This window comes from Kitasatospora sp. NPDC085879, from assembly GCF_040686255.1.
Taxonomy (GTDB): domain Bacteria; phylum Actinomycetota; class Actinomycetes; order Streptomycetales; family Streptomycetaceae; genus Kitasatospora.
This window is the reverse complement of the sequence record NZ_JBFBJZ010000024.1, coordinates 69,787-88,776: the sequence shown is the minus strand read 5'-3', so window position 1 is coordinate 88,776 and position 18,990 is coordinate 69,787. Positions and strand designations below refer to the sequence as shown.

The 18,990-nt window shown below is 74.9% G+C and carries 15 protein-coding genes; 7 read left to right on the top strand and 8 right to left on the bottom strand.

All coding sequences use genetic code 11. The features are described from left to right. Positions 1 to 224: 224 nt before the first annotated feature. The 7 genes from AB0P35_RS20005 to AB0P35_RS19975 all read left to right on the top strand — a co-directional run bounded on the left by AB0P35_RS20005 (position 225) and on the right by AB0P35_RS19975 (position 8,985). Positions 225 to 497, top strand: coding sequence for an SHOCT domain-containing protein (locus AB0P35_RS20005; RefSeq protein ID WP_363512319.1), 273 nt, complete (start codon positions 225 to 227; stop codon positions 495 to 497). After that, positions 494 to 1,273, top strand: a complete 780-nt coding sequence (locus AB0P35_RS20000; RefSeq protein WP_363512263.1) for an ABC transporter ATP-binding protein — start codon at positions 494 to 496, stop codon at positions 1,271 to 1,273. The genes AB0P35_RS20005 and AB0P35_RS20000 overlap by 4 nt, the downstream gene beginning before the upstream one ends. Beyond that, positions 1,270 to 3,834 (top strand): FtsX-like permease family protein, encoded by a 2,565-nt coding sequence (locus AB0P35_RS19995; protein ID WP_363512261.1) that lies wholly within the window; start codon positions 1,270 to 1,272, stop codon positions 3,832 to 3,834. The genes AB0P35_RS20000 and AB0P35_RS19995 overlap by 4 nt, the downstream gene beginning before the upstream one ends. A 207-nt stretch (positions 3,835 to 4,041) precedes the next feature. Then, a complete protein-coding gene (locus AB0P35_RS19990; RefSeq protein ID WP_363512259.1) occupies positions 4,042 to 5,148 on the top strand; it encodes a PLP-dependent cysteine synthase family protein in 1,107 nt (368 codons plus the stop codon). Between the two features lie 559 nt (positions 5,149 to 5,707). Then, positions 5,708 to 6,694, top strand: coding sequence for an endo-1,4-beta-xylanase (locus AB0P35_RS19985; protein ID WP_363512317.1), 987 nt, complete (start codon positions 5,708 to 5,710; stop codon positions 6,692 to 6,694). 96 nt (positions 6,695 to 6,790) lie between these two features. Beyond that, entirely contained in the window at positions 6,791 to 7,714 is a 924-nt protein-coding gene (locus tag AB0P35_RS19980) for a 5-dehydro-4-deoxyglucarate dehydratase (protein ID WP_095876427.1), read from the top strand. Next, complete coding sequence (locus AB0P35_RS19975; protein WP_363512257.1) at positions 7,711 to 8,985, top strand: glucarate dehydratase family protein; 1,275 nt, start codon at positions 7,711 to 7,713, stop codon at positions 8,983 to 8,985. The genes AB0P35_RS19980 and AB0P35_RS19975 overlap by 4 nt, the downstream gene beginning before the upstream one ends. 61 nt (positions 8,986 to 9,046) lie before the next feature. Here the strand turns inward: AB0P35_RS19975 and AB0P35_RS19970 are convergent, their stop codons facing one another. From AB0P35_RS19970 to AB0P35_RS19935, 8 genes are all read right to left on the bottom strand, one after another. Further along, entirely contained in the window at positions 9,047 to 9,841 is a 795-nt protein-coding gene (locus tag AB0P35_RS19970) for a DeoR/GlpR family DNA-binding transcription regulator (RefSeq protein WP_363512315.1), read from the bottom strand. A gap of 85 nt (positions 9,842 to 9,926) precedes the next feature. Further along, positions 9,927 to 12,374, bottom strand: a complete 2,448-nt coding sequence (locus AB0P35_RS19965) for a right-handed parallel beta-helix repeat-containing protein (protein WP_363512255.1) — start codon at positions 12,372 to 12,374, stop codon at positions 9,927 to 9,929. A 121-nt stretch (positions 12,375 to 12,495) separates the two neighbouring features. After that, positions 12,496 to 13,389 (bottom strand): MOSC N-terminal beta barrel domain-containing protein, encoded by an 894-nt coding sequence (locus tag AB0P35_RS19960; RefSeq protein WP_363512253.1) that lies wholly within the window; start codon positions 13,387 to 13,389, stop codon positions 12,496 to 12,498. A gap of 164 nt (positions 13,390 to 13,553) precedes the next feature. Continuing rightward, a complete protein-coding gene (locus AB0P35_RS19955) occupies positions 13,554 to 14,186 on the bottom strand; it encodes a DUF6643 family protein (protein ID WP_363512251.1) in 633 nt (210 codons plus the stop codon). 295 nt (positions 14,187 to 14,481) lie between these two features. Continuing rightward, positions 14,482 to 14,925: a large conductance mechanosensitive channel protein MscL gene (mscL, locus tag AB0P35_RS19950; protein WP_363512249.1), complete on the bottom strand. Its 444-nt coding sequence runs from the start codon at positions 14,923 to 14,925 to the stop codon at positions 14,482 to 14,484. A gap of 174 nt (positions 14,926 to 15,099) precedes the next feature. Continuing rightward, entirely contained in the window at positions 15,100 to 16,299 is a 1,200-nt protein-coding gene (locus AB0P35_RS19945; RefSeq protein WP_363512247.1) for an aminotransferase class I/II-fold pyridoxal phosphate-dependent enzyme, read from the bottom strand. Continuing rightward, positions 16,296 to 17,942 carry a hypothetical protein gene (locus tag AB0P35_RS19940; protein WP_363512245.1) on the bottom strand — a complete coding sequence of 549 codons (1,647 nt, stop codon included), beginning with the start codon at positions 17,940 to 17,942 and terminating at the stop codon, positions 16,296 to 16,298. Before AB0P35_RS19940 ends, AB0P35_RS19945 begins: the two co-directional genes overlap by 4 nt. Then, positions 17,942 to 18,985, bottom strand: coding sequence for a GNAT family N-acetyltransferase (locus AB0P35_RS19935; protein ID WP_363512243.1), 1,044 nt, complete (start codon positions 18,983 to 18,985; stop codon positions 17,942 to 17,944). Before AB0P35_RS19935 ends, AB0P35_RS19940 begins: the two co-directional genes overlap by 1 nt. Positions 18,986 to 18,990: the final 5 nt, after the last annotated feature.

Below are 18,990 nucleotides of genomic sequence, written 5' to 3'. Positions count from 1 at the left end.
AGCCCTCGCCGTGACCGCCCTCGCTTTCGCTGCCGCCGGCCTGCCGCTCCGCTCCCTGGCCCGCTCCCAGGCCCGTCCTGCGGGTCCTGCGGGCTCCCCGCCCGGCCGCGCTACTACGCAGGGAGTACCGCAGCTGCCGCTCGCCGGACGACGCGCGGCAGGGTGCCCGGGGGAGAGGCTCGGTGCAGTCCCGGCAACAGCCCTGCACCGAGGAGATGGACACCATGGACACCCTGCTCGCCCACGCGGACGGCCACTGGCCCGGCCCGTGGATCCTGCTGATCCCCTTCTTCTGGGCAGCCGTGATCCTCCTCGTCGTGTGGATCCTGCGGCGCACCGCCTGGCGGCACGGCCACGGCCCCGGTGGCCGGCACCACGGCGGCCCGCTGGCCACGCTCGGCGACCGCTACGCCCGCGGCGAGATCGACGAGGACGAGTACCGCGCCAAGCGCGCCGTGCTCACCGAGCGGACCGACCGGCCCGGCGGTGCGAAATGACCGTCGTCCAGCTGCACCCCGCCGCCGCGGTCACGGACGCGGTCAAGGTGTACGGCGTCGGCGCGACCCGGGTCCGGGCGCTCGACCACGTCACGGTCGAGTTCCCGGCCGGGCGGTTCACCGCGATCATGGGCCCGTCCGGCTCGGGCAAGTCGACGCTGATGCACTGCGCCGCCGGCCTGGACACCCTCACCGCCGGCAGCGCCCACATCGGCGGCACCGAGCTCGGCACGCTGAACGACCGCCGGCTCACCGAACTCCGCCGCGAACGCATCGGATTCGTCTTCCAGTCCTTCAACCTGGTGCCCACCCTCACCGTCCGGGAGAACATCACCCTCCCGCTCGACCTCGCCGGGCAGGCACCCGACCGTGGCTGGGTGGACGCCCTCGTCGACGTGGTCGGCCTCGGTGACCGGCTGCACCACCGGCCCGCCGAGCTGTCCGGCGGCCAGCAGCAGCGGGTGGCCGTGGCCCGCGCCCTCGCCGGCCGTCCGCAGGTCGTCTTCGCCGACGAGCCCACCGGCAACCTGGACTCCCGCTCCGGCGCCGAGGTCCTCGGCCTGCTCCGGCAGGCGGTCGACACCATGGGCCAGGCGGTGGTGATGGTCACCCACGACCCCACCGCCGCCGGCTACGCCGACCGGGCCCTGTTCCTGGCCGACGGCCGGCTGGTGGACAGCATGGACGCGCCCACCGCCGACCTCGTCCTCGACCGGATGAAGGCCTTCGACGCCCCGGCCGCGGCCACCGGCGCACGGGAGGGTGACCGACGATGAACGCCGCCCTGCGGATCGGCCTCCGATCCGCCCGCGCGCACCGCCGCCGACTGGCCGGCACCGTCCTCGCGGTCCTGCTCGGCGTGGCGTTCCTGACCGGCACGATGGTGCTCGGCGACACCCTGCGGGCCAACTTCGACACCCTGTTCGCCGACGCGAACGCGGGCACCGGCGCCGTCGTCCGCAGCGCCGACGTCCTGCCCGCCCAGAACGTCCCGGGCGGGGTCCGGGCACCGGTCGACGCCGCGCTCGCCGACCGGCTGCGCACCGTTCCCGGGGTCAGCGCGGCCGAGCCGTCGGTCCAGGGCGCCGGCCAGCTGGTCGGCCGGAACGGCGAGCCGGTCGGCGGCAAGGGCCCGCCCACCCTCGCCGGCAACTGGCTCACCGACAGCACCCTCAACCCCTACCGGCTGGCCGAGGGCCGGGCACCCGCCGCCCCCGGCGAGGCGGTCGTCAACCGCGGCGCCGCCAAGGCCGGCGACCTGCACATCGGCGACACCACCGTGCTGCGAACCCCGGACCCGGTGCGGATCACCGTCGTCGGCATCGCCACCTTCGGCGCCGACGCCGACGGCATGGGTCCCTCCACCTTCACCGGCCTGACCCTCGGCGACGCCGAGCGCCACCTCACCCCCAAGGGCGAGGGCCAGGCGAGCGCGATCCGGCTGCGCTCCGACACCCTGACGCAGCAGCAGCTCGTGGACCGGGTCGAGCCGCTGCTGCCGTCCGGTGTGGAGGCACTCACCGGGCAGGCCGCGACAGCCGAGTCCACCGCGGACGTCTCCGGCCGCTTCCTGACGATGTTCACCACGCTGCTGCTGGTCTTCGCCGGGATCGCCCTGCTCGTCGCGACCTTCACCATCCACAACACCTTCGCCATCGTGGTCGCCCAGCGCACCCGGGAGAACGCGCTGCTGCGCGCGCTCGGCGCGCACCGCCGACAGGTCCTCGGCGCCACCCTCGCGGAGGCCGCCGCGGTGGCCGTGCTGGCCTCGGCGGCCGGTCTGGCCGGCGGCATCGGGGTGGCGGCCGGGCTGAGCGCGCTCTTCGCCGCGCTGGGCTTCTCGCTGCCCACCGGCGGGATGGTCGTCGCGACGGCCTCGGTCGTCCTGCCGCTCGCCGTGGGCATCCTGGTCACCCTGGGCTCCGCACTGCTGCCCGCCGTCCGGGCCGGCCGCACCGCCCCGCTCGCGGCGCTGCGCGACAGCGCGGTGGACGACGCTGCGAGCGGGCGCACCGGCCGGGTCCGGGCCGTGCTCGGCGCCGCCCTGCTGGCCGGCGGCGTGCCCCTGACGGTGCTCGGTGCGACGAGCGGGCCCTCGGTGGCCCTCACCACCGCCGGCGCGCTGGCGGCGCTGGCCGGCACCGTGGTCCTCGGCCCGGTCGCCGCGGCACTGGCCGTCCGCGTGCTCGGCGCCCCGCTGCCGCGGCTGCGCGGTGTCAGCGGCGCGCTGGCCCGCCGCAACGCGGCCCGCAACCCGTCCCGGACGGCGGCGACCGCCACCGCCCTGATGGTCGGCGTCGCGGTGGTGACGCTGTTCACCGTGTTCGCCGCCTCGATCCGGGCCACCCTGGACGACACCGTCGACCGCTCCTTCGCCGGTGACCTGGCCGTCACCGCGCCCGCGTTCGGCGCCGGCGGCAGCGGGGTCAGTCCGGAACTCGCCGAGGCCGTGCGCCGGTTGCCCGAGGTGGAGCAGGTGGTCGGGCTCGGCCGCGGGGCCGCCCGGATCGACGGCCACGGCCGGGAGCTGGACATCACCGACCCGGCCCGGCTGCCCGGCGTGGTCGACCTGGGCCGGGTGGACGGCAGCCTCGCCGCCCTCGGCACCGACGGCCTCGCCGTCTCCCGCAGCGAGGCCGCCGAGCGCGGCTGGCAGCTGGGCTCCACGGTCTCCGTCGCGTTCACCGACGGCACCGCGCGGTTCACCGTCCGGGCGCTGTACGAGGGCGGTGGCGTGGCGGGCGACTACCTGATGACCCGCCAGGCGTGGGCGCCGCACCGGGTCCAGGACAGCGACACCATGGTCGCGGTCGCCCTGCGGCCCGGCGTGTCGCTCGCCGAGGGCAAAGCCGCCGTCCAGCACGTCGCGGACGGCTACGGCAACCCGCAGGTGCAGGACCGCGACGAGTACGCGGCCAGTGCCGCCGGCGGCGTGGACACCATGCTGTCCGTGGTCTACGCCCTGCTGGCGCTGGCCGTGCTGATCGCCCTGCTCGGCATCGCCAACACGCTGACGCTGGCCGTGCACGAGCGCACCCGTGAGCTCGGCCTGCTGCGGGCGGTCGGGCAGACCAGGGGGCAGCTGCGGTCGATGGTCCGCTGGGAGTCGGTGCTGGTCGCCGCGTTCGGCACGGTCGGCGGCCTGGGGCTCGGCGCCTTCCTCGGGTGGGCGCTGGTCCGGGCCTCCGACAGCGCCGGCACCGGCTCCTTCGCCCTGCCGGCCGGACGCCTCGCCGTGGTGCTGCTCGCGGGTCTGGTCGCGGGCGCCGTCGCCGGGCTCCGGCCGGCCGGGCGGGCCGCGCGGCTGGACGTCCTCCGGGCGATCGCCGCGGACTGAGCGCCCGCCCGGGACGGGCGGCGGGGCCCGGCGCCCCGCCGCCCTCCGCCACGGCCCTTCACCGCCGCCGTCGGCCGCCGCCCTGTGCCGCCGTTCTCACCGCTGTGCCGCCCGATAAGGGTTCGCTGGAGATCCCGTAACAGTCACTTATCGTAGTTGCCTGTTACGCTTGGTGGAGGTGATGTCGTCAGGACAAGGAGGCCCGCGATGGCTCTGCACACGGTGGACGTGGATCGCTCCGACCTGGAGTACCGGGCCTGGCTGAAGGAGGCGGTGCGGAAGGTCCAGGCGGACGCCAACCGGTCCGCAGACACGCACCTGCTGCGCTTCCCGCTCCCCGAGGAGTGGGGCATCGACCTCTACCTGAAGGACGAGTCCACCCACCCGACCGGCAGCCTCAAGCACCGGCTCGCCCGCTCGCTCTTCCTCTACGGCCTCTGCAACGGCTGGATCAGACCCGGCAAGCCGGTCATCGAGGCGTCCAGCGGCTCCACGGCCGTCTCGGAGGCGTACTTCGCCAAGCTGATCGGCGTCCCGTTCATCGCGGTGATGGCCCGGACGACCAGCCGGGCCAAGATCGAGCTCATCGAGTTCCACGGCGGCCGATGTCACCTCGTCGACAACCCCTGCGAGGTCTACGACGCCTCCACCCGGCTCGCCGAGGAGACCGGCGGCCACTACATGGACCAGTTCACCTACGCCGAGCGCGCCACCGACTGGCGGGGCAACAACAACATCGCCGAGTCCGTGTTCGCCCAGCTCCGGCTGGAGCCGCACCCCGAACCGGCCTGGATCGTCGCCACCGCCGGCACCGGCGGCACCTCCGCGACCATCGCCCGCTACGTGCACTACATGCAGTTCGACACCCGGATCTGCGTCGCGGACCCGGAGAACTCCTGCTTCTTCGAGGGCTGGGTCAACCACGACCCCGAGGCCACCTGCCCCACCGGCTCCCGGATCGAGGGCATCGGCCGCCCCCGGATGGAACCCAGCTTCGTGCCCGGCGCCGTCGACCGGATGATGAAGGTCCCCGACGCCGCGTCGATAGCGGCCGTCCGGGTCCTCGAGGACGCGCTCGGCAAGAAGGCCGGCGCCTCCACCGGCACCGGGCTGTGGAGCGCCCTGCGGATCGTCGCCGAGATGCGCGCCGCCGGGCAGGTCGGCAGCGTCGTCACGCTCATCTGCGACCCGGGCGACCGCTACCTCGACAAGTACTACTCCGACGCCTGGCTCGCCGAGCAGGGCATCGACATCACCGCCTACGTCGCCGAGCTGGAGGACTTCCTCGCCGGGACGTCCATCGGCCTGGGCTGAGCCACCGTCGCCGGACGGCCTCCGCCCGGCGACGCGACCACCACGACAGCCCGGGGAGTGCGCCACGTACTCCCCGGGCCGTCGTGTGCGGTGACCCTCGTCCCGCAATCGCGCCACGGCCACTCCCACACCGGACCGCGGCACCCACCGGCCGGAGCTCTCTCGCGACCCGCCGGGCGGCAGAATCGTAAGGCAGAGCGAGATTTTCGGCCAGTCCCTCGCGTGAATCCGACCGCCAGGGATGACCGGCCGGTCCCGGCATGGCCCTGAGTCGACGTCAATCCAGCCGAAAAGCTTGGTGCACGGGGATTGACCACGCAAAAATCGGGCCGTTAGCGTTCCTGAAACTTGCGTAGCCAATTGCGAAAAGTTTCGAAGAGCTCAAGGCCACCCAGCCCTACGATCCCGCCGAGAGGGACCTCCCGTGATCAGAGCGACCCGCACCGCACTCGTGGCGGCCACCGCCGCAGCCCTGGCCGTCTCCGCGCTCGTCCTCCCCACCGCCACCGCCACCGCATCCCCGTCCGCCGGCAACACGGCCGACACCGCCTCTGCGGCCGTGCACCCGCAGGCCCCGGCCGCCCGCACCCTGGGCGAGCTCGGCCGCCGCGCCGGCGTGCGCATCGGAACGGCGGTGGACATGTCCGCCCTGGCCGCCGACACCCCGTACCGGGAGAAGACCGCCACCGAGTTCAGCTCCGTCACCCCGGAGAACGCGATGAAGTGGGAGTCGGTCGAGGCCGTCCGCGGCAGCTACAGCTGGGGCCCCGCCGACGACCTCGTCGACTTCGCCCACGACAACCACCAGCTCGTCCGCGGCCACACCCTCGTCTGGCACAGCCAGCTGCCCGGCTGGCTCACTTCCGGCAGCTTCACCCCGGACCAGCTGCGCGACATCCTGCACCGTCACATCACCGACGAGGTCACCCACTTCAAGGGCCGGATCTGGCAGTGGGACGTCGTCAACGAGGCCTTCAACGAGGACGGCACCCTGCGCGACTCCGTCTGGCTGCACAACCTCGGCCCGGGCTACATCGCCGACGCCTTCCGCTGGGCCCACGAGGCCGACCCCAGGGCCGCGCTGTACATCAACGACTACAACATCGAGGGCGTCAACCCCAAGAGCACCGCCCTGCTCGCCCTGGTCACCGAGCTGAGGAAGCAGCACGTGCCGATCGACGGCGTCGGCGTCCAGGGCCACCTCGCCGTCCAGTACCCGGCCCCGCACGACATCGCCGACAACCTGAAGCGCTTCGACGACCTCGGACTGGACACCGCGATCACCGAGGCCGACGTCCGGATGGTGCTGCCCGCCGACGCCACCAAGACCGAGGCCCAGGCCGAGGGCTACAGCGTGCTGCTGCAGGGCTGCCTGCTCACCGAACACTGCACCGACTTCACCGTCTGGGGCTTCACCGACAGGTACTCCTGGGTCCCCACCACCTTCGCCGGCCAGGGCTCGGCCAACATCCTCACCGAGGACTACCGCGCCAAGCCCGCCTACACCGCGCTCCGCCAGGACCTCGCGCTCGCCGGCGGCCACTGAGCAACCGGCGGCGCGGCGCGCCGCCCGGCACCGGACCCCCGCGGGGGCGAGGCTGGCTGCACGGCCCGAGCCAGCCCGCCCCCGGAGGAGCCACCGATGCCCGACGGCCCGCTGTTCTTCCCGGTGACCCCCTTCGGCCCGGACGGCGAGATCGCCACCGGCGTGTACACCGAACACCTGGAGACCGGGATCGCCGCAGGCCCCGGAGCGGTCTTCGCGGCCTGCGGCACCGGCGAGTTCCACGCACTGGACCCGGACGAGCACCTCCGGCTGGTCCGCACCGCCGTCCGGGCCGCCGCCGGCCGGCTGCCGGTGTACGCCGGGACCGGCGGCCCGCTGCCCACCGCCCGCGCCCTCGCCCGGGCCGCCGCCGAGGCCGGCGCCGACGGCCTGCTGCTGATGCCGCCCCCGCTCGTACAACCGCCACAGGCCGGCCTGGTGGCCTATACCCGGCAGGTCGCCGAGGCGGGCGGCCTGCCGCTGATCGCCTACCACCGCGGCACCGGACGGCTCGACGTCGGCACCGCCGTCGAACTCGCCCTGCTGCCCCACGTCGCCGGCATCAAGGACGGCTGCGGCGACCTCGAACTGCTCGCCCGCATGATCACGGCCGTCGACGAGGCCCTGCGCCCCTCCGGCAAGCCGTTCCGGTTCTTCAACGGCCTGCCCACCGCCGAGGCGACCGCGCCCGCCTACCGCGGCCTCGGCGTACGGCACTACTCCTCCGCCTCGTTCGCCTTCGTCCCCGAGATCGCCCTCGCCTTCCACCGCGCCCTGGCAGCCGGGGACGAGACCCGGATCGGCCGCCTGCTGGCCGCCTTCTACCTCCCGCTCGCCGAACTGCGCACCGAAGTGCCCGGCTACGCCGTCTCCCTGGTCAAGGCCGGGGTCCGGCAGCGCGGCCTCGCGGTGGGCGGCGTCCGGCCCCCGCTCACCGACCCCACGCCCGAACACCTCGACCGGCTGCGGGCGATCACCGCGGCCGGCCTGGCCGCCCTCGCGGAAGGCCCCGACCGGTGAGTGCCGCGGCGCCCCTGCCGATCACCGCGGTCACCGTCACACCGGTCGCCTTCCGCGAACCGCCGCTGCTCAACGCCGTGGGCGTGCACGAGCCGTACGCGCTGCGGGCGGTCGTCGAGATCGCCACCGGCGACGGCCCGACCGGCCTCGGCGAGACCTTCGGCGACGAAGGCCACCTGCGCCTGCTGCGGCTGGCCGCCGACGCGGTGACCGGCCTGCCGGTGCACGCGCTCGGCCCGATGCGCGCCCGGATCGCCGCCGCCCTCGGCGGGCGGTCCGGCTCCGACCGGCACGGCCTGACCGGGCCGATCACCGCCGCCTCCACCGTCGACCGCGTCCTCGCACCCCTCGAAGTGGCCTGCCTGGACGTCCAGGGCCGTGCCGCCGGACGGCCCGTCAGCGACCTGCTCGGCGGCCGGGTCCGCGACACCGTCCCCTACAGCGCCTACCTCTTCCACAAGTGGGCCGGCCACCCCGGGCAGCCGCCCGACGACTGGGGCGAGGCCCTGGACACGGCGGGCATCGTCGCCCAGGCCCGCCGCCTGGTCGACACCCACGGCTTCACCGTGCTCAAGCTCAAGGGCGGGGTCCGCCCGCCCGAGGAGGAGATCGACGCCGTCCTCGCCCTGCGCGAGGCCTTCCCCGGACTGCCGCTGCGACTGGACCCCAACGCCGCCTGGACGGTGGAGACCTCGCTCGCGGTCGCCCGCCGGCTGGAGGGCGTCCTCGAGTACCTGGAGGACCCGACCCCCGGCCTGGACGGCATGGCCCGGGTGGCCGCGCGCACGGAGATCCCGCTCGCCACCAACATGTGCGTCACCGCCTTCGAGCACCTGCCGGCCGCCGTCGCCCGGCACTCCGTGCGGATCGTGCTCGCCGACCACCACTACTGGGGCGGCCTGCACCGCTCCCGGCTGCTCGCCGGCATCTGCGACACCTTCGGCCTCGGGCTGTCCATGCACTCCAACACCCACCTGGGCATCAGCCTCGCCGCCATGACCCACCTGGCCGCCGCCTCGCCCGAACTCACCCACGCCTGCGACACCCACTGGCCCTGGCGGACCGAGGACGTGGTCGAACCCGGCGTGCTCGCCGTCGCGGACGGCGCCGTCCGGGTGCCCACCGGGCCCGGCCTGGGCGTCGAACTCGACCGTGACGCCCTGGCCCGGCTGCACGAGCAGTACCTCGCCTGCGGCCTGCGCACCCGCGACGACACCGGCTACCTGCGCCGCACCGACCCCGCCCACCGGCGACGCATCCCGCGCTGGTGAGCCCGTCAGCAGATGGTCCGCCAGCAGATAGTCCGTCAGCAGAGGTTCGGGCAGCAGAGGTTCAGGCGAGGACGATCTCGTCGATCCATTCGCGGGCCGCCTCGACGGCCTCGGCCGGCAGCCCCGCGTCCGTGACCCAGGTGTCGACGTCGCCCAGCTCCGCGAAGGTGGACAGCCCCACCGTGCCCCACTTGGTGTGGTCGGCCACCAGGACCGTCCGCCGGGCCGAGGCCACCAGCGCCCGGTTGGTCTCCGCCTCCGCCAGGTTCGGCGTGGAGAGCCCGGCCTCCGGTGAGACCCCGTGGGTGCCGAGGAAGAGCAGGTCGTAGCGGAGCGAGCGGATCGCCCGGTCCGCCACCGGCCCGACCAGGGCGTCCGAGGGCGTCCGCACCCCGCCGGTCAGCACCACCGTCGTCGCCGGACCGCCCGCCCGGTGCGCCTGCTCGAAGACGTCCGAGACCCGCACCGAGTTGGTCACCACCGTCAGCCGCTCGATCCCGGTCAGCTCGCGGGCCAGCGCGAAGGTCGTGGTGCCGCCGGAGAGCGCGATCGCCGCGCCGGGGGCGACCAGCCGGGCCGCCGCCCGGGCGATCTGCTCCTTGGCGGACAGCTCCAGCGCGGACTTCGCCTCGAACCCCGGCTCGTGGGTGCGGGCCGACCCGGCCGGCACCGCCCCGCCGTGCACCTTCTCCACCGCACCCGCGCGGGCCAGCGCGTCGAGGTCCCGACGGATCGTCATGTCGGAGACGTTCAACTGGCGGGTCAGCTCGTTGACCCGGACGCCGCCGCGCCGCCGCACCTCGTCCAGGATCAGCGCGCGGCGCTGTTCGGCGAGCAGCTGGGCGTTGTCCATCACGGTTCCCTCCAACGGTCGGCTCCGGCCCCATCCTCACACGTCCCCGGCCCCCCGCGGCCCCCGCTGCGGGCGCGGGCCAGGGGAGTCAGCCGGGCAGGTCGGCGGGCACGAGCAGCTGCAGCTCCTCGGTGGACGGGTCGTCGAGCTGGGCGACCCGCATCGCGTGCCGCTCCACCATCGTCTCGAACACCTGCCGGGCCGCCCGCCCGTTGCCGAAGGCGGGCCCGCGCTCCAGACCGGCGAAGTGCTCCCGCAGCGCCTTCTCGGTCGCCTCGGCGAGCGCGTACTCGTGCTCGGCGCACTGGGCCCGGGCGATCTGCAGCAGCTCCTCGGCGTCGTAGTCGGGGAAGGTCACCGTCCGGGAGAAGCGCGAGGAGATCCCGGGGTTCGCGGCGAGGAAGCGCTCCATCTCGGCGGTGTACCCGGCCACGATCACCACCACCTCGTCCCGGTGGTCCTCCATCAGCTTCACCAGGGTGTCGATCGCCTCCCGGCCGAAGTCCCGGCCGCCGTCCTCCGGCGCCAGCGCGTACGCCTCGTCGATGAACAGCACCCCGCCGCGGGCCCGGTCGAAGGCGGCCGCGGTGCGGATCGCGGTCGAGCCGATGTGCTCGCCGACCAGGTCGACCCGGGCCACCTCGACCAGGTGGCCGCGCTGCAGCACGCCGAGCGCGGCCAGGATCTCGCCGTACAGCCGGGCGACCGTGGTCTTGCCGGTGCCGGGGGCGCCGGTGAAGACCAGGTGGCGGCGGAGCGAGGGCGCCTTCAGCCCGGCCTGCCGGCGCCGCCGGCCCACCGTGATCAGGTCGATCAGGGTGCGCACCTCCTGCTTCACGGTGGCCAGCCCGACCAGGGCGTCGAGGTCGCCCAGCGCCTCGTCGGCCGGGCGGCAGTCCGGGATCGGCGCGATCGCGGATGCCATCGGGGCGGGCCCGGCGCTGGTGAGCCGGGCCGTCGCGGGCAGCAGGGTCGGCCCGCCCGGAGGGGCGAGCGGGCGCGGCGGTGCGGGCAGCAGCAGCGGGGCCGGGGGCAGTGCCGCCCGCGGCGCCGGCAGGGCGGGCGGCGGCGGGGGCACGTCGTCCGACACACAGCCCTCGGTGACCGGGCCGGCCTCGGAGAACTCGAAGCCCGCCCGGCCGTTCTGCTCGGCCCGGCAGCGGGTGAGCACGGTGCGGCAGCCGTCGATGACGTGGAAGCCGAAACCGCGGCCGTGCGAGACCCGGAAGTCCTCGAAGGTGCCGCGGCCCTGCGCCGAGACGTACACCCCGGCGTCGCCCGCGCCGCGCACCGAGCACTCGCGCAGCACCGGGTCGGCGCCCTTGGCGACTATCACCCCGGTGGCGACGTCGGCGATCTCGCAGCCGGTGAGCAGGCCGCCGCTGCCGTGGTCGCGGAACCACAGCCCGGTGCCGGCCTCCTGGATCCGGCAGTCCGCCAGGTCGGCGGTGGCGCCGCCGCTCACCGAGACCGCGGAGGAGCGGATCCGGCTGAACGAGCAGTCGGCGGCGCTCGCCCGGGAGTCGCGGTCCAGCACGAACAGGGCGTCCGGCAGGTCGTGCAGCGAGCAGTCGGTGAGCGACAGGCGGGCGCCGTCGCTGACCCAGAGCGCCGGGTAGTCGCCCTCCGCGGAGTGGATCTCGCTGCCCGCGGCCTCCACCTCGGTGGCGGCGTCCCAGACGGAGAGCGCGCCGCGGCCGAAGCCGTGCAGGGTGCAGCGATCCAGCCGCAGCCGGGCCCCGCCGCGCAGGTCGGCGGCGTTCTCCGGCAGCTCGTGGATGCGGCAGCCGGTCAGCAGCAGCTCGGCCCCGGTGTCCAGGGTGAGCCCGTTGCCGGTGACCCGGTGCACGGTGCAGTCGGTGAGCCGGCCGACCGCGCCGTCCTCGGCCTGCACCCCGCTGCCGCGGATCTCGTAGATCTCGCAGCCGGTCAGTTCGGCGCCGCTGCCGGCGCCGGTGAGCAGCAGCCCGGCGCCGCCGGTGTGGTGCACCCGGCAGCGGTCCAGCACCGCGACGGCCCCGCCGAGCACCGCGATCCCGGCCTGCCCGGCCGCGGAGATCTCGCACTCCTGCAGCCCGGCCCGGGCGCCGGGGCGCAGCCGCACCCCGAGCCCGGCGGGGTTGGCGACGGTGCAGGAGCGGAGCACCGCCGAGGCGCCGTCGGCGAGTTCGACGCCGGCGGCGGCCTGGGTGTCGATCCGGCAGTCGGTGAGCCGGGCGCCGTCCGCGGTGACCAGGACGGCGGGCAGCGAGCGGTCGGAGCCCTCGATCACGAGACCCTGCACCGAGGCGGCGGCCGCGAGTGTCAGCGGCACCCCGGCGGGCGGGCTGATCCGGACGCTGCCGGGGCCTCCGGCGGCGAGGACGGTGACCGGTTTGTCGAGCAGCACCGCCTCGCGGAAGGTGCCGGGCCGCACGGTCACGGTGTCGCCCGGCTCGGCGGCCGCCAGGGCCTCGTGGAGCGTGTCGTACTCGCCGGCGCGGCGCCGCCAGCGGGACCCGCTGTCCTGCGTGACCCGGACCCTCTGCTCTGCCATGCGGTCTGTCATCCCCACCTTCGTCGAAGCCCTGCGATGGTCGGCCGCCCGAGGGGGCGCCCCCGCCGCGGTACGGGGGCCGTCCGCGCACTACAACGAGTGGGCGGCGGCGCGGTGCCGGTCAGCCGCGGGCGTCCGGCCGGGGGCGCGGGGCCTCCTCCAGGACGGTGACCTCGTCGCCGACCCGCAGGGTGCCCAGCAGGTCGCCGGTGACGCCCTCGGGGCGCTCCGGCACGAGGTTCTGACCGAAGACCAGCTGCTTGCCGAACCGGCGGTGCCGGCCGAGCGCGCGTAGCGGCTCGGGGCCGCGGCGCTCGCCGGTCTCCTGGTCGGTGGTGGTCACCACGCAGCGCCCGCAGGGCTTGGCGACCCGGAAGACCACCCCGCCGACCCGGATCCGGCGCCAGCCGTCCTCGGCCCACGGCTCGGTGCCGGAGACCACCAGGTTGGGACGGAAGCGCTCCATCGGCAGCGGCTCGGCCCGCCGGTCGCCCGCCGGGTGGTCCTCGGCGAGGTGCCGGTTGAGCGCGGCCAGCGAGGCGGTGGTGGCGACCAGCAGCGGGTAGCCGTCGGCCATGCTGGTGGTCTCGCCGGGGCTGCTGTGGTCGAGGTCGATCTGCCGGCTGGTCGCCGGGGTGTCGAGGTGCAGCAGCCGGACGTCGCCGAGACGTTCGGCGAACCAGATCTGCACCTCCTTGGCGGCCTCCACGGCGGGGAAGAACGTGCCCCAGACGTCGGCCTGCGCGGCCGGGTCGCCGGCCGCGGCGCTCGGCGCCGGGATCTCGATGCTCGCGCCCGCCGGGTCGGTGACGGTCAGTGAGCCGTCGGGGTGCGGCACGGCGCGGTACTGGCCGACCGACGGGATGTCGCGCTGGGTCACGGCCCGGCCCGTCGGGTCGGCGATCATCCAGCGGCGGTCCCCGGCGAGGCCCCACGGCTCCACCCCGGCACTTGCCGGGCTCAGCCGATAGGTCGACTTGACGGGATAGACGTGGAGGGCGGTCAGCTGCGGCATGCCCCCATCCTGCCAGTCGGCGGCGGTGCTCCGGTGCCGCGGCCGGGAATGCGAGGGGGCCGCCCGGTCCGCCTGGTACGGCGGGCCCGGACGGCCCCGGAGGAGGAAGACCTCGTGCCCTGCTCCGCCCGGCGCCCTCGTTCGCCGGGGTGGTGCGGCTTCGGTCAGCCGGCCTGCGGGTAGTACGCGGCGCCGGGGTACTGCTGCTGGACGGGGCGGACCGGGGCGACCGGGGCCGCCGGGCGCAGCTGGTTGCCGCCGAAGCTCTGGTCGGCGAAGCCCTGCTGCTGGCCCTGGCCGAAGCCCTGCGCGCCGAACTGCTGGCCGGTCATGCCGGTCGGCGCCGAGGCGAAGGAGTTCTGGCCGCCGAAGCTCTGGCCGGCCTGGTAGCCCTGGGGAGAGGGCATGGCCGGCGCCTGCGGGCGCTGAGGGGGGAAGTACGGCTGCGGGCTGCCGTACCCGGGGACGGCCGGCTGCGGGGCCGCCGCGTACATCGACGGCGCGCTCTGCGTCGGGATGTACGAGGTGGCGGGGCCGCTGCTGGGGCCGGGGCCCAGGGCGAGGCGGGCCGGCGGGAGCGCGGGCAGGCTGCTCGCCGGGGTGTCGAACCCGGTGCTGTAGCCGTTGCTGTAGCCGTAGCTCGAGCCGTAGGTGGCCGGAGGCAGGGCCGCCGGCACGTTGATGGGCGCGATCTGCGGGACGCCACGCTCTGCGACAAGGCTGTCGTAGATGGGCGTGCCGGAGGAAAAGGACGGAGAGGGGTAGCCGACTCCGTCGTAGGAGCGGGGCGAGGTCATGGGGCATACCGTAAGCCCACAATGTGCCTGCTGAGGAGAGTGGAAGCGGTGGGATTTCGACCGTTCACACAGTCTTCGCTCGATCGAAACGCTCGAAAGTGTGCATATCCGACATATCGTCGGCCAGTTCAAGCCACCCGACCCCGCTGGCCGCAGGTCGAACGCCGGGCGAACCGCCGACGTCGGTCCGTCGGACCCTGCGCCACCCGAACCGGAGGGCGCGCGGTGCGAACCGCGCGCCGGTGAGCCCGGACCGTCGGGCGGCGAACCGGACCCACCCGGGGAAAACCGCCGGTCAGCCCACGTGTACGCTCTGCGCCGGGAAGCCCGGACGGCCGGCCAGCTCCGAGGTGCAGTGCGCGCAGCGGACGGCCGCGGCCGGGACGGTGCTCAGGCAGTCCGGGCACTCGGTCTTCGCCACCGGCACGTTCCTGCGCGGCTCGAACCGCGTTTGCAGGCGCCCGACCGGCACCACCACGGCGAAGTAGATGACCGCGGCGATCAGCACGAAGCTGATCAGCGCGTTCAGGAACGCCCCGTACGGGAAGACCGTGCCCGCGACGGTGAAGGCCTCCTTGCTGAAGTCGCCGACCGCACCGCTGGCGATACCGATCAGCGGGGTCAGGAACGCCGTCACGAACCCCGTCACCACGGCGGTGAAGGCCGCTCCGATGACGATGCCGACCGCCAGGTCGACGACGTTGCCGCGCAGCAGGAAGCTGCGGAATCCCTTGAACACCGGGTGACTCCTCGAACACGCGTCGGGCCGCGCCCGCCCGGCCCGGCCGGGCCCTTCGGGCCCGCCGGCCATCCTGCCGAGGCCGGGACGCCCCGGTCCAACCGCCGTCACCCGTTCTGCCCAGTCGTCGTACCGCAGCGGGCCCACCGGCCCGCCGCGGCATCCGACCGGTCCTCAGATCCCGGCGGCCCGCAGCCGCTCGGCGTGCGGCTGCACCTTGACCACGGCCCCGGCCACCCGGCGCACCGCCGCCGCGTCCATGTGCGACCAGAGCGGCACGGTCAGCACCGAGTCCGCCAGCCGGTCGGTCAGCGGCAGCGCCTCGGCCTGCCCCAGGTGCGCGTAGGCCCGCTGGCGCTGCACCGGCGGGAAGAAGTACCGCCGGGTGTCGACGCCCTCGGCCTTCAGCGCCCGGCCGAGCTCCGCCGCGGAGAGGCCGGACTCCTCCTCGTCCACGATCAGCGTCAGGTCCTTGAAGGTCGAGGTGTCGCCCGGCTCCGGCAGGGCGAGCCGCAGGCCCGGCAGCCCGGCCACCACCGCGGCGAACGCGGCGACCAGCGCGCCGCGGTGCGCCACCCGCTCCGGCAGGCCGGACAGCGAGGCCAGGCCGACCGCCGCGTGCAGCTCGCTCATCCGCGCGTTCAGGCCCGGGAAGAGCGTGTCGTAGTCGCCCGGGTTGCCGTAGTCGCGGGCGGTGCGCAGGGTCGCGGCGAGCGCGGCGTCCCGGGTGGCGACCAGGCCGCCCTCGCCGGCCACCGCGACCTTGGTCGGGCTCATCGAGAACACCTCGGCGAGACCGAACCCGCCGATCGGCACTCCGCCGCGGGCGCTGCCGAAGCCGTGCGCGGCGTCGTACACCAGCGGCACCCCGGCGGCGTCCGCGACCTGCTGCAGCCGCTCCACCTGGCAGGGCGTGCCGTAGACATGGGTGGCCATCAGCGCGGCCGGCCGGTCGGCGGCCTTGAGCCGGGCCTCGGCGTCCTCCGGGTCCAGGGTGATGTCCTGCTCGCGGGCCTCGGCGAACAGCGGGGTGCCGCCGGCCCAGTGCGCGGCGTGCGCGGTGGCGGAGAAGGTGAAGCCGGGCATGAGCACCGGCCGCCCGCCGCCCACCCCGGCCGCCTGCAGCACCAGCATCAGGCCGGCCGTGCAGTTGGAGACCGCCACCACGTGCGGCACCGCGAGCAGGTCGGCGGCGCGCTCCTCGAGTTCGGCGACCGTCCGGCCGTTGGTGAGCTGCCCGCTCTCCAGCACCGCGGCGATCCGGGCGAGCGCCTCCTCGCTCTGCGGCACCCGGACCCGGGTCAGCGGCAGTCCGTCGGGAAAGGCCGGGGTGCCGCCGAGCGCGGCGGGCGTGTCGAGATCGGTGGTCGTCATGGTCGGGTCGATCCCCCCTGGGTCGAGTCGGTGCCGGGTCTGTGCGCGGTGCCGGATCTGTGCGCGGTGCCGGGCACCGCGGCGGTGCGCGGCCCCCGGCGGTCCGCCGGGTCGTTCGCACGGTGGTCCGGTGCGTGGTGCGCCGGGTGGTCCTGTGGCGTGGTTCCGGGCAGCGCCGCGGTGCCGGGCGGCGGTTCGGGCCGGCCGCCCCACTGCCCGGGCTGGACCCGCCACAGCGGCGGGCGCGAGTGCGTCCGCGCCTTCGGCCGGTCACCGTCGGGCCGCGGCACGGCGAGCAGCACCAGCGCCAGCGGCAGCACCTGCACGCGCTCGCGCGACAGGATGCCCATGTTGTTGATGGTCGAGAAGGCCCAGCAGAACAGCAGGGTGTAGACGATCGCGAAGGCGATGTACGAGCGCCGCAGGAACCACCGCGGCACCCGGCTCAGCCGCGGCCAGCTGCGGATGAACACCACCAGCAGCGCGAAGCACTCCACCGACTGCACCAGGTTCTGGACGTTCGACGCCTCGAAGGGGAACGGCCGGAACAGCACGCTGACCACCGCCACCGGCAGCCCCGCCGGATTCAGGCTGAACTGCGGCGACTCGTCGTCCGCCGCCTGGTTGATCACCGACCCGCCCTGCGAGGTGCGCCGCGAGGTCTCCGACAGCACCTGGTTGACGCTGTCCCCGCCGGTGCCGTTCGTGCCGAAGAACGTCGACACCTGTTGCAGCATCAGCATCACCATCACGCCGAGCACCACCACGGTGAGGATGGTTCGCAGCGGCCCCAGCGCGCTGACCTGCTGCGGCCGGCGGCGCAGCACGTACGCCACCGTCAGGCCCGCGCCGGCCAGCACGGTGACGTGCGGGCGGACCATCGCGGTGCCCAGCGAGCCCAGCGCGATGCAGAGGAACGCGCCGAACCGGCGGTCCAGCAGCCGTGCCACCCCGTAGGTGGTCAGGCCCAGGCAGAACATCATCCAGGCGTCCTTGCCGATGCTGGACGGCCAGAACAGCAGCGAGGGCAGGAAGAACACCAGCTTCGCGTACCGCCGCGAGTCCGCCTCCGGGAAGGCGATCTGCAGGGCCCGCCAGAACAGCAGCAGGCCCCAGAAACCGAGCCAGGAGAACACCAGGAACCCGCCGACCAGCGACGGGCCGGTGATCGCGTAGACCACGCCGGTGACGATGATGATGAAGCCGGTGCCCGCGACCTTCATCCCCAGGTCGTAGTGGAAGGTCCCGGAGAGCGGGCTGTGGGTGTCGAGGAACAGCGCCAGCTCGCTGCCCCGCTGGTGGTACATCTTGGCGTCGGCCGCGCCGCCGTACAGCACGAAGGCCATCAGGTACCGGGGGAAGGCGCACAGCAGCTTCAGTGCCATCGCCAGCATCAGCAGCCGGAAGACGTCCTTCTCCGGGTTGGCGGCGGCCACCCGCGCCAGGATCGGCGTGCCGATCGCCATCAGCGCGGGCAGCACCAGCAGCGCCCCCCAGGTGTCGTACCCGGTGTGCACCATGGCCAGCACGAACAGCGTCACGTAGCCGATCACCAGCGCGGCCGCCACAGTGGACGGCCAGGGCACCCGTCGGGCCAGCGCGGCCACCGCCGGGCGGGCCGCCGCGACCGCCGGAGCGGCCATCAGAAGACCTCCAGGTCGCCCAGGTTGAACCGCCACTCGGCCGGGGTGCTCCCCGCCGCGAGCGGCCCGGACGGGCTCCGGGCGGCCAGCACCATGCCGGTGCGCGGCGCCGTCAGGTAGCCGCCGCGGCGGGCGGCCGCGGCGGCCTCGGTACCCGCCGCGAGATGGCCCGCGACATGGTCGCAGCCCGCCCTCGCGGCCTCCTTGAGCAGCCGGGCGGCGCTGCCCCGGTCGCCCGGTCGGACGATCACGTCGGCGAGCGTGAACTCGGCCAGCGGCCCGCGCCGGCGCGGCCGCCCGAAGGCCACCCCGGCGAGGTCGCCGCCGCGCCGGCAGGTGATCACCCGGTAGTCCAGGCCCGGGGCTTCCCCGTACCGCCAGCGCAGGAACTCCGGGGTGCGGCGGACCGCCAGCCGGGTGTCGGTGACGTCCGCGGCGGCCCGCTCGCGCAGCAGCTCCTCCAGGCCGGTGCGCGGCCCGGCGAACCACTCGGCGGCCGTCGGCAGCGTGCAGCGCGGCGGTCCGGCCGCACCGCCCCCGCGCCGGGCGAGCGCCGCCCGCGCACCGCGGGCGAACGCGGCCGGCCGGGCCACCCGGACGGCGATCGGCACCCGGCCCAGCTCCCGCCAGCCCATCTTCAGATAGCCCGGCAGGCTGTTGCCGTTGGGCGTGTTGAAGACCAGCTCGGCGTCGCCGGCGACCTCCTCCAGCAGCCGCAGCGTCAGATCGCGGAAGATCCCCCGGCCCTGGAACTCCGGATGGGTGGCGGTGTCCACCGGGCGGACGGCGGGCACCGCGCGCCCGCCCGCCTGCCACTGCCAGCGCAGGAACAGCCGCACCCCGGCGAGCCGGCCGCCCGCGCTCTCGGCGACCAGCCCCGGGCTCGCACCGAACGGGTTCCGCCGGTGCTTCCACTCGAAGAACTCGGCACTGCGGGTGCCGGTCGGGCCGCCCGCCAGCGAGGCGGTCAGCAGGTCCAGCACGGCGGGCGTGTCGGCGTCCGTCAGCGGACGGTACGTCAGCCCGGCGCTTGACTCGGTCATCTGGG